The organism is Prosthecobacter sp. (assembly GCF_014879935.1).
Lineage (GTDB): Bacteria > Verrucomicrobiota > Verrucomicrobiia > Verrucomicrobiales > Verrucomicrobiaceae > Prosthecobacter.
The window spans coordinates 1-11,082 of the sequence record NZ_JACSRD010000281.1 but is presented as its reverse complement, the minus strand read 5'-3'; the positions used below and the strand labels follow the sequence as shown (position 1 = coordinate 11,082).

Below are 11,082 nucleotides of genomic sequence, written 5' to 3'. Positions count from 1 at the left end.
TCCCTCTTCCTACCACTCCGCTTTCGCCGCTGCTACCTTCGATACCCACTCAGGACAGCGAAGACTCTGAAATCTCGACGGCCGGTCAATCGCGGCTGCTGTGATGGAAATCGACAAGAAGGTTGTTTCAGGCTCAACGTGCCGGCAGGGCACGGGGGATGTCCTCTAGTTGTGGATTGGCGAAATCCACCGCTTCATTGAAGACGTCACTGCGCCGGGCTTCGATCTCGTTCGGGCCGTCCAGGCGATCACTCGACTTGATGATATGCGGCTGGATGAAGATCAGCAGTTCTTCGCGCCTGGCTTCCTTGTCGGTGTTGGTGAAAAGGTGCTTCAGGATCGGGATGCGGCGCAGGAAGATCACGCCGCGCTCGGAATTGTTCACGCGCTCGGTGATCAGGCCTCCGAGGACGACGGTGGCGCCGTTTTTGACCGCCACCTCCGTCACCAACTCCTGCGTGCCGATGGTGGGCACGGTGTTGCCGGAGATCGTCTGCGTGCCGACGATGTTGTCGTTGATCTGGGCGATCTTGAGAGTGACCTCGTCATCGGAGTTGATGAGCGGAATGACCTCCAGCTTGAGCAAAACGTCACGGTAATCGACGCTGACGCTCGTGCTGGCGATCCCTGCGGAGAAACCGCCGTTGGAGAGGATCTGCGCGGGCACGGCGATGCGCTGGCCGGAGGAGATGACTGATTTTTTCGCGTTGCGGGCATACACACTGGGCGTGGCGAGCACTTTGAAGTCGTTGTTGCCGTCGATGACCTTGATGTACTCGCTCAGCGAGCCGATCTGCCCGTAGAAGTTTAACTGGTTCCAGGAGAAGTTGGAGAAGTTCGTGGGGAACTGAATCCCGCCGGTCACGCTGCCGGACGAACTGGAGGAAGGCGTGGTGCCGTCCTCACGGCGCACGCTGAAGTCATCAAGGAGCTGAAGGAAGTCGAAGCCGTAGTTGTAGTTCTTGCCCAGATTGAGCTGGCCGACGATGGCGGAGATGTAGATCTGCTGCGGACGCACATCCATCTCTTCCAGGAGCTGGTCGATGCGCGCGATGTGCTCGGGCGAACCGGACACTACGAGGCTGTTCGACTGCGGATCGGCGATGAGCTGCGTTTTTCCGACAATCATCGATTCCGGCGCTCCCACGGCCTCTGGTGCGTCCAGAACGCTGCGGTTTGTGTTCGACCCGGTGTTGAAGCCGCTGGCACCGCCGAAATTGTCGCTGCTGCCAAAGGCCGAGTTCAAACCGCCGGCGCTGTTGTTGCGGGCTTCCGTGGAGGGGGAATTGGAGCTGCCACTGGTACGGCGTGAACTGCCGCTGCGACCGCCACCGCTGGTGGCCCCGCCGTTTTCGGACTGGATGTCGGTGTCGCGAGCCAGGGCATTGTAGGCCACGGGCAGGAAATCGAGCACGTCGAGGTATTTGAGGCGGCGCTTGAGGAAATTCGAGCCGTCGTCGTGCTTGTCGAGTTTTTCGACGAGGCCGCGGATGTAGGCGATGTCCACCGGACGGCCGATGACCAGAAGCTCGTTGGTGCGGCGATAAGGGAAGATCTTGACCCGGGATGAGGCGGGGTTGGTGGATGCGGTGCCGCCTGCGGCAGGTGCAGCGGCGGGCACGGCCGGGACACCCGGACGAGCCGAGGGATTTGGCACTGCTGCCACGGGGAGCGTGGCCGGGCTGCTGGCCTCCGCCTTGGCCTCCTGTTCGAAGATGCTGGTGATGATCTCGGCCACGAGTTCCACGTCCGACCGCTCCAGTTTGATCATTTCATTGGCGATCTCAGCCGGCGGGACATCGACGATCTGGGCGATCTCGCAGATGCTGCGGATCGTGGTGCTGTTTTCCGTGATGATCAGGGCCGAATCGTTCGAGATCGCCGTCATGGCCCCGTAGGAGTGCAGCTTGATGACCTGCTGGAAGGCCTTGGAGGCCTGATCAGCGGAGATGTGCTCCAAGGGGAGCACGTAATGGCAGATCTCCTCGCCGTCGGGCAGCTCGTGCAGGCTGTTGTACACCTTCAAACCGTCCGCGGTGGGGCTTTTGCCACCGGCATGGTTGATGAGTTTGGCCGTGGTCGGGTCGATGTTGATGATGGCGTAGCCGTTCAGCAGAAAGGTGGCCTCGATGAAGGCGATGGCTTCCTTCTTGGTGAGGAGCTGGGGCGACAGGATGCGGAGCTGTTCACCCTGCAAGGCGGAGTCGAGAATGAGCTTCTTCCCGGTGAGCTGCTGATAAAAGGGGATGATGGCCTGGATCGGCGCACTGGGGAAATTGACCTTGATCGTGGCCCCATCACCCACTGGAACATACGTTCCGCTCTGGGCTGGCGGCAGAGGGGCGGGCTGCTGGGCTTTTGATGCCTGACGAACGCCGAGCAGCAAAATCACCATCAGCACGGCGAAGCGGAGCCGTGTGGGCAGGTGGGAAGGGAAATCAGGCATTTTGTTGAAATTACACTGAGTATATTGAATTTAGCCTTACCGGCAAGAGTTTAGTTAAGACCTGTTAAAATCCAGGGCCTGGGGCCGACGGAGCCTGCTTGCATGGCCTGTTCCGCCGTGAATCATCGGCGTCCATGATCTCCATCCAGGGACTCACCAAGCGCTTCGGGGCACAAACGGCCGTGGATCAGCTCACTTTGGAGGTTCAGCCGGGCCTGATTGTGGGTTTGCTGGGGCCAAACGGGGCAGGGAAGACCACCACGCTCAAAATGATCACCGGAATGCTGCAGCCTGATGCCGGCACCGCTTTGATCTGCGGCACCAATGTCGTCACCGAACCGATGGTGGCGAAACGGCTGATGGGTTTTGTGCCTGACTCGGGCGCGGTTTATGAATCGCTCACAGGGCTGGAGTTCCTGCTCATGATCGCGGCCCTTTACGGCATCCAGGAAGACGAGGCGCGACCGCGCATCCGGCTGTTCCTGGACTTCTTCGAACTGGACGAGCAGACGCTCACCTCGAAGCTGCTCGGTGCCTACTCCAAGGGCATGCGGCGGAAGGTGGTGATCACCGCCGCGCTGCTTCACAATCCGAAGGTGGTTTTGCTGGACGAGCCTCTCGACGGCCTCGATGCCAACGCGGCGGTCGGTTTCAAGGCGCTGCTGGAGACCCTCGCGCGTGAGGGGAAGACGATCGTTTACAGTTCCCACGTGCTCGATGTCGTCGAGCGTGTCTGTGACCGCGTGGCGATCATGGCCCAGGGAAAACTCCTGGTGGAGGGCCCGCCGGAGGAATTGCAGCGCCAGCACGGCGTCGCGACTCTGGAACAGCTTTTCACGCAGTTGACCGGTCTCAGCGGCCTGGAGGCGCGGGCGGAATCCTTTGCGAAAAGCCTTCTCTCATGAGTGCGGCCACCGTCCCACCGCCAGACAAGGTGCTGCGGAAGCTTTTCTGGCGGCTGCTGTTCCGCGGCCGTGCCGCGCAGCAGATGGGGGCGCAAAAGACCCGGCGGCAGATCGGCCTTGGCGCCTCCCTGGTGCTGTATGCCTTGATCGGCATCATGCCCGCCGTGTTCGCCCGGAATGCGGATAGTTTCGTGTTCGCCAGCATCCTGCACGGCTTCACCTTCATGTTTGCCTCCCTCAGCCTCGCCTCGAACGCCGGGACGATGCTTTTCATGAAGGAGGAGGCGGAGATCCTGCTGCACCGGCCCGTCACGCCACAGCAGATGCTGCGGGCCAAATGCAGCGTGCTCGCCGGCTTTGCCCTGCTGCTGGCGCTGGCGCTGAATCTGGCCGGGTTCATCGCCGGTCTGGGCACCACCGGGGCCACCTGGCGGTTTGTGCCGGCTCATCTGTTTTCCACGGCCCTGTTGATGCTGTTTTCCGCCGCCAGCATCGTGCTGGTTTACAATGCCTGCCTGAAATGGCTGGGCCGGGACCGTTTCGACAGCCTGCTGGCGTCATTGCAATCGTTGCTGGCCGTCCTCATGGTCATCAGCGGGCAGATCATGCCGCGTCTGATGATGTCCGAGACCTTCAAGCATGCGGATCAGGCCGGGGGCTGGTTTCTGGCCCTGCCGCCGACATGGTTCGGGGCGCTGGATGCGCTTCTCGGCGGCAGTGCGTTGAGCATGTCGGTTCTGTGGCTGCCTGCGCTGCTGGCCGTCGTCGTGACCGCAGGGACGTGCTGGCTGGCGCTTGAGAAACTGGGGGATGCATATGGCCGGGGCCTGATGAGCCTGAACGAAGCGGCCGGCAGTTCACCGAAGGGCGTTTCCACCCCGCGTGGTCGCTGGCTCGCGGCAGCGGTGCGGTTCCCGCCCCTGAGCTGGTGGCTGCGGGATCCGGTGGAGCGTGAGGCTTTCAAGCTGACCGTCGCCTACCTCCTGCGTGACCGGGAGGTGAAGATGCGCCTCTATCCGGGCATTGCGCCGATGCTCATCATGCCCCTGTTCATGACATTCAGCGGCAGGCCTGGAGGTGCGGGCGAGCCGGCGGTCATGCTGCAAGGGATCGCCACATGTTTCCTCGGCGTCGTGCCCCTGCAGGCGATGATGTTCCTTGCCTGCTCGGAACAGTGGCGGGCCTCGGCCTTTTTTCACGCGGCGCCGCTGCCGCACTGGACACCCCTGTTTCATGGCTCGCGGAAAGCTGTTCTGGCCTGCCTTGCCTTCCCGGCGCTGCTTTTGCAGACGCTGATCATGTGCGTCGTCCGGCAGTCTGCGGCTCCGCTGGTCCTGAGTCTGCCTGCGGTGTTGTTCCTGCCCTCTTTTTCGCTCATCACCGGGATCGTCGGCCAGTGGCTGCCACTCGCAAAACCTTCCGAGGAGGTGAAAAACAGCGCATCAGGCTGTCTCATGCTGGCTGGCACCATGATCGCCGCCGGAGCCGTGGGCGGCCTGGCGGCCTGGATGTGGCACATCGGTCATTTTGCCGGTTTTCTTCTTCTAGAAGCCATCATCATGCTCGGTGCCGCCGCCCTGATGAAGCACCTGATGCGCGACACGCCCTGGCTCGCGCCGACGGAGTGAGTTTTTGCGTTTCATTGCGGCTCTTTGCAGCTAATCACATCGCCTCACCATGACCCACGCCGAAGCTGCCACCCGTGCCGCCTTTCTCCGCACCGAACTGCACCACCACAACCGCCTCTACTATGTCGAGGCCCGGCCGGTCATCTCGGACAAGGATTTCGACCTGCTGCTGCGGGAGCTGCAGGAGATCGAGCAGCGGTTTCCGGACCTGCTGACACCGGATTCACCCACGCAGCGCGTCGGTGGCGCTCCGCTGGAGGGCTTCACGCAGATCCGGCACACGGTGCCGATGATGAGCCTCGACAACACCTACTCGGAGGAGGAGCTCACCGCCTTCTTTGCCCGCGTGCAGAAGGGGCTCGCACGTGAGACGATCGACTGCGTGATCGAGCCGAAGGTCGATGGCGTCGCCATCACCATCCGCTATGAAAACGGGGTCCTGAAGCACGGTGCGACGCGTGGCGATGGCCAGACTGGCGATGATGTGACGAACAACCTCAAAACCATCAAACGCCTGCCTTTGCGGTTGCCGGAAACCGGCCCGCAGACCTTTGAGGTGCGCGGCGAGGTCTTCATGCCGAAAGCCGGCTTCGCGAAGCTGAACAAGGAGCGTGAGGAGGCTGGAGAGCCGCTGTTCGCGAATCCACGCAACTCGACTGCGGGCACCTTGAAGCTGCTCGATCCGAAGATCGTCGCGAAACGGCCGCTCGACATCGTGTTCTACGGCCTGGCTGACGCAGGAGGGATGGATTTGCAGTCGCAGACCGACGTTCACGCCTTGCTTGAGGCGGCAGGACTGCGCAAAGCGGATCTCATCTGGCGTGCCGACAGCGCTGAAGGCCTGCTGGCCGCCATCCGTGAGCTCGACGAGCAACGCAAATCCCTGCCTTATGAGACCGATGGTGCCGTGATCAAGGTGAACAGCTTCACGGACCAGCGGGAACTCGGTGTGACCAGCAAGGCGCCCCGCTGGGCCATCGCCTACAAATACCAGCCGGAGCAGGCGGAGACCAAACTGCTCGCCATCGACATCCAGGTCGGGCGCACAGGTGCCTTGACCCCGGTGGCCCGTCTGGAGCCCGTTTTCATCAGCGGCAGCACCGTCAGCAACGCCACGCTGCACAACTACGAGGAGATCGAACGCAAGGACATCCGCGTCGGCGACATCGTGGTGATTGAAAAGGCGGGCGAGATCATTCCTGCCGTCGTCTCCGTCAAAAAGGAGCGGCGGAACGGCGGGGAGAGCGCTGTCATTGCCCCCACGCATTGTCCGGTCTGTGGCACGGCCGTGCATCGCGATGAGGAGCAGGTCGTCATCCGCTGCCCGAATCCGCACTGTCCGGAAGTCGTGAAGCGCCGTATCGAGCACTTCGTCTGCCGCGGAGCCATGGACATCAGCGGACTTGGCGAATCCGTCGTCGCCCAACTGGTTGATCTGAAACTCGTCCGCGACGTGGCGGACCTCTACGCGCTGAACGAGCTGCTGCTCGCCCGCCTCGAACGTGTCGGCACCAAGAGCATCTACAATTACCTCAAAGCCATCGAAAGCAGCAAGCAGCAGGATCCATGGAGGCTCGTGTTCGGCCTGGGCATCCTCCATGTCGGCGCAGGCGGTGCGCGGAAGCTGCTGGAGCACTTCGGCGGCATCGATGCCATCGCCAAGGCGAGTGTCGAGGAACTCGTCCAGTGCCCTGACATTGGCGAAATCGTCGCTGTCAGCATCCATGCGTGGTTTCACGATCCGGTGAACCTCCAGTTGCTCGACCGTCTGCGCTCCGCTGGTCTCAATTTCACGCAAAAGGCCGTGACGGCCGCCTCCGAGAAGCTCAATGGCACCACCTGGGTCATCACCGGCACCTTGAGCGAAGATCGCGAGACGATCGCCGATCTGATCCGCTCCCACGGCGGCAAAGTGAGTGGCAGCGTGAGCGGCAAAACGACCTACCTGCTCGCTGGCGAGGAGGCGGGCAGCAAACTCGACAAGGCGAAAAAACTGGGGGTCAAAGTCCTGGCTGAGCCGGAGTTCCGCGCGATGATTTGAGGCCGCCGCCCGACCATGGCGGCGCGGAGAGCTGCAACCGCCACGGCATCAGACGCACCTCAGTAGATCATCGCGTTGTCGGGCGCGGTGGTCTCCTCGACCTTCGTGGCTTCGATGATGGGCACGGTCTGGTCGCCTTCCTTCTTGTAGCCCATCTTGCCGACCACCTTCACCCAGGTCATCTCCTTGAAGTCAGGTGCCTTCTTGCCGAAATCAACCGGCACGGAATACGGACGGGCATCGGCCGCGCAGCATTGGACGAGCATGCGGAAGATGCGCAGGCGGTGACCATCGTCGTTGTTGACCTTTTCCGGCATGATTTGAGCCACGGTCTCGACCATCTGGCCGCCGAGCACCTTCTGCACCTCAAGGTCGCCACCGGTGTAGTAAAGTTCAGGCACTTCGAGGATGAAGTTGCCCTCCTTGCTCTGCGGCACCTGGGCCTTGAGATCTTCCAAGGTGAAGGAGCCGTAGCTCTTCGATTCCTGGGCGGCTGTGGGCACGTTTTTGGGGGCTTCGGTGGCTTCTTTGAGCGCTGCGTTGGCCGTGGCGACGCCGGCAGGCATCGGTGTGGAGGCGGTCGTGCCCGGCAGGGGCGGTTCGGTGGTCACCTTCGCGGTGACAGCAGGCGCGGTTGCGGACGGCGCAGCGGCCTTGCTCTTGTTTTTGAGGTCGAACTGCTCAGCGCGTGACTGGTCGGCGTAGTTCGGGTCGTAGAGGCCTTTGTTCACGATCGCATTCTGGCTGTAGCGGTCCGGGGTGGACAGGGCGGCCCAGGAAAGCGGCGCGGCAAGGATCAGCAGCACGGCGATGCGGCCAGGCCAGGAACTTTCCTCCAGGATGCCATGCGCGTGGCCTTCATGGCTGTGAGCGTGGCCGTGATCATGACCACAGCAGCCGTGCTCATGCTTGTGCTCGTGATGGGCGTGGTCATGACCGCAGCCCTCGTGATGGTGGTGATCGTGATCGCAGGTTCCATGCTCGTGCTTGTGTTCATGGCCGTGGTCGTGGCCGCAGCAGCCAGCTTTGTGCGAATGATCGTGCCCGCAGTCCTTGGGGGCGTGATCGTGGTCATGCGCGTGATCATGGCCTTCGCAGCCGGCGTCCTCGGCGGTCATGGTGAGCAGGTTGAAGAGGCCCAGCACCACCAGCCCGATGCCGGAGACGAGCACCATGGGGCGGAAGATGCCATCCGGCGGGAGGTAGTTCACCAGACGGCCGGTGATGTGGAAGTAGAGCAGCACGCCGCCCCACAGAAGGAGCATGGCGACGCTGAGCAGATGAACGAGGGTGCGGGTGGCGCTCATGGCGGATCAAGGTTTGATGTAAAGGCTTTGAATCAGGCTCATCCACGGCGTGGCCAGCACGCCGACGAGCACAAACAGTCCGATCAGAAGGTAAACGACCACCTTCCGCTGAAAGACGCTGGAGTACATGAACAGCAGCTTGATGTCCATCATCGGACCGAAGACCAGGAAGGCCAGCTTCGCCGCCATCGAGAAGGCTGCCATCGGAGCCGCGATGAAGGCGTCCGAGGTGCTGCACAGCGAGAGGACCATCGCCAGGCCCATGATCGAGGGCAGGGCCAGCCATTCGTTGCCCGCGACGGTGTTCAAGATCGCCTGATTCACCTGCGTGTTGAAGGCGGAGGTGATGATCACGCCGATGGCGAAGTACATCGCCGTGTCGAGGAAGTCGCGCATCGAGCTGCGCATGGCGTGGACGAGCTTGCCATTGAAATTCGCGCCGTGGGCATGCCCGTGGCCTTCTTCCGCGTTCGCGGCTTCGATCTTGCTCGCGATGCTCGCCCGCAGCACCTGGCCGGGTTTGAAGCGCAGCACCACCAGGCCCACGATCACCGCCACGAGGTAGCCGAGGGAGAGGCGGGCGATCGTCATCGTCGCATTGCCCGCTGTGGCCCAGGTCAGGCCCTGGAACTCCTTGAAGGCCGTCAAAGTGCTGATCGCCACGATGGGATTCATGATCGGGGCTGAGAGCATGTAGGTCACCGCGCAGGACAGCGGCAGCCCCTTCTGCACCAACCGCCGGATCACCGGGACCACCGCGCACTCGCACACCGGAAACACCAGTCCGAGGAATCCGGCGATCAGCGTGGACAGCACCTTGCTCTTCGGCAGCACGCGGTCCAGCAGCTTCGCCGGCAGGAAGGCGTCGATGATGCCCGAAAAGATCGTCCCGATCAGGATGTAGGGAGCCCCCTCGAAGATGATGCTCAGGAAAGCCATGAGGAAGTCCCCCAGGCGGCTGGGTTCGGGAAGGGCGGCAGCGAGGAAATGCATGAGTGGTGGTGAAGCTGTTTTAAACGCTCCGGGAAGGCTGGTTCAAGCGCGAAAGCGGGGCGGAAGCGACGAATGCCGGATTGGGATTGCCTTCGTTGCCAGGATTTGGTGCAATCCACGCATGAATGAGCCGCCGAAACAGCGCTGGGGGTGTTTGCCGTGGGGAGTCGGGGCCCTGCTCGCGCTGTTGGTGAGTTTATGCGATGTGCGCGGAACACACCCCAGGATCCAAACCATGGGAATGCAGGTCAAGGCCGTTAACAACTGCAAGCAGCTCATCATGGCGCTGAAACAGCATTCCAAAGATGCGGAGTCATACTATCCGGACAGCCTTGATAGACGATTCAGCTCTGCAAACGAGGTGTTTCGGGAGTTGTTTAAGAAGCAGATCATCGATAATGAGAGGATTGTCAGCTCTCCTGAAAGCGTCTTTCAACCAGACAATGTGATCGGGTCTCCTCCTGGGTTCACACGGGCTTTGTTGCCAGGTGAATGCCACTGGATGCTGCTGAAGCATCAGTCCGATGCTGTGCATCCCAAGACGCCCCTCGTCATTGAGAACAGCCTCAACGCCTCATGGCCTCCCAAATGGGGCACGTCGAGACCTAAGTTTCCTCAGTGGTTTGGCGATCACTCCCTGAAAAGAGGAAGATCATGGCGCGGCCGGGAAATCATCATCGGCCGCAACGATGGCTCGGTCGCCGTCGAAAAACTCCGCCCCGACGGCACGCTCGACTGGCATTCACCGACGAATCTCGATGAGCACGGCAAAAGCTGGATCGACTACCTGACGCCCGAGCAAGTCGCGAAGCTCTCTTATTGGGACATCGAGGAGAAGTAGTTTGAGTTCATAACAGAACGAGATTGCGTCGGCTCACCAGTTTTGATGGAATCAGCGCATGAATGAGTCACCGAAACAGCGCTGGTGGTGCTTGCAGTGGGCGGCTGTGGCCCTGGTAATCCTTTTATTGATCTCGTTGATGATTCCCACGGTCAACGTAACTGCGAAAAGGGGCGATCAAACGAGGGCCTTGAACAACTGTAAGCAGATCATTTTGTCTCTGAAGCTGTATGCAAGAGATGCTGGCGCCACCTACCCGGACGGGGGACATTCTGACTTCAGGTCAGCAAATGAAGTGTTCCGGGAGTTGTTCAAAAAGGAGATCTTGCTGGATGAACGCATCTTCGGATGCCCCAAGAGCGTGTTCGTTCCAGACAATGAGATTGGGAGAGCGCCGAACTTTGACAAGGCTCTCATGCCTGGAGAATGTCATTGGATGTTGGTGAAGAATCAATCTGAGGACTCTTTCGGCAATGCGGCGCTTGTGTTTGAAAACTGTTTGAATGTATCATGGCCTCCCACTTGGGATGTTTCAGTGGAAGCGGGTAATAAAAGGGGGCGTGCGTGGCCTCGCGGAGAGATCATCATTGGACGCAATGACGGTTCGGTTGTAGTCGAGAAACTCCGACCTGATGGCACGCTGAGCTGGCAGACCATCGAAAGTTTGGATCCGTCAGGCAAAAAACGAGAGACTCTGCCTACCCGGGATGAGCCAGCCTTTTCGTATTGGGACATCGAGGAGAAGTAGGACCGGATTGCACCGGCATTGCGCATCCTTGGGCATCAATTGCTTTGGACTAACCTGGTCTAAACCAGCTTAGCCCCAATGCCGTTAAGTAATAATTAGGACAAGGGCACCTCTGGAAACCTCAAATCCCCGGGCAACGCTTTCAAGAAGGTAGATTGTGAGCCGATGTAAAG

8 protein-coding genes are annotated in these 11,082 nt (G+C 60.8%); 5 read left to right on the top strand and 3 right to left on the bottom strand.

Going from position 1 to position 11,082, the window contains the following annotated elements; all coding sequences use genetic code 11:
* Positions 1-133: 133 nt before the first annotated feature.
* The gene (locus tag IAE77_RS30410) at positions 134-2,446 is read right to left on the bottom strand and encodes a secretin N-terminal domain-containing protein (RefSeq protein WP_294235368.1); all 2,313 of its coding nucleotides are present in this window, start codon (positions 2,444-2,446) and stop codon (positions 134-136) included.
* 134 nt (positions 2,447-2,580) lie between these two features.
* Here IAE77_RS30410 and IAE77_RS30405 point away from each other — a divergent pair, with 134 nt between their 5' ends.
* The 3 genes from IAE77_RS30405 to ligA are packed head-to-tail and all read left to right on the top strand — an operon-like array spanning position 2,581 to position 7,020.
* Positions 2,581-3,351, top strand: a complete 771-nt coding sequence (locus IAE77_RS30405; RefSeq protein WP_294235366.1) for an ABC transporter ATP-binding protein — start codon at positions 2,581-2,583, stop codon at positions 3,349-3,351.
* Entirely contained in the window at positions 3,348-4,979 is a 1,632-nt protein-coding gene (locus IAE77_RS30400) for a hypothetical protein (protein WP_294235364.1), read from the top strand. Before IAE77_RS30405 ends, IAE77_RS30400 begins: the two co-directional genes overlap by 4 nt.
* Before the next feature lie 49 nt (positions 4,980-5,028).
* The gene (gene ligA, locus IAE77_RS30395) at positions 5,029-7,020 is read left to right on the top strand and encodes an NAD-dependent DNA ligase LigA (RefSeq protein WP_294235362.1); all 1,992 of its coding nucleotides are present in this window, start codon (positions 5,029-5,031) and stop codon (positions 7,018-7,020) included.
* A gap of 59 nt (positions 7,021-7,079) precedes the next feature.
* On the opposite strand, the gene IAE77_RS30390 is transcribed toward ligA, so the two are convergent.
* Both IAE77_RS30390 and IAE77_RS30385 read right to left on the bottom strand, forming a co-directional pair.
* Positions 7,080-8,327 (bottom strand): hypothetical protein, encoded by a 1,248-nt coding sequence (locus IAE77_RS30390; protein ID WP_294235360.1) that lies wholly within the window; start codon positions 8,325-8,327, stop codon positions 7,080-7,082.
* A gap of 6 nt (positions 8,328-8,333) precedes the next feature.
* Positions 8,334-9,320 (bottom strand): permease, encoded by a 987-nt coding sequence (locus IAE77_RS30385; protein WP_294235358.1) that lies wholly within the window; start codon positions 9,318-9,320, stop codon positions 8,334-8,336.
* A 121-nt stretch (positions 9,321-9,441) separates the two neighbouring features.
* Here IAE77_RS30385 and IAE77_RS30380 point away from each other — a divergent pair, with 121 nt between their 5' ends.
* Positions 9,442-10,161 carry a hypothetical protein gene (locus IAE77_RS30380; RefSeq protein ID WP_294235355.1) on the top strand — a complete coding sequence of 240 codons (720 nt, stop codon included), beginning with the start codon at positions 9,442-9,444 and terminating at the stop codon, positions 10,159-10,161.
* 58 nt (positions 10,162-10,219) lie between these two features.
* Positions 10,220-10,909, top strand: a complete 690-nt coding sequence (locus tag IAE77_RS30375; protein ID WP_294235353.1) for a hypothetical protein — start codon at positions 10,220-10,222, stop codon at positions 10,907-10,909.
* Positions 10,910-11,082 lie beyond the last annotated feature (173 nt).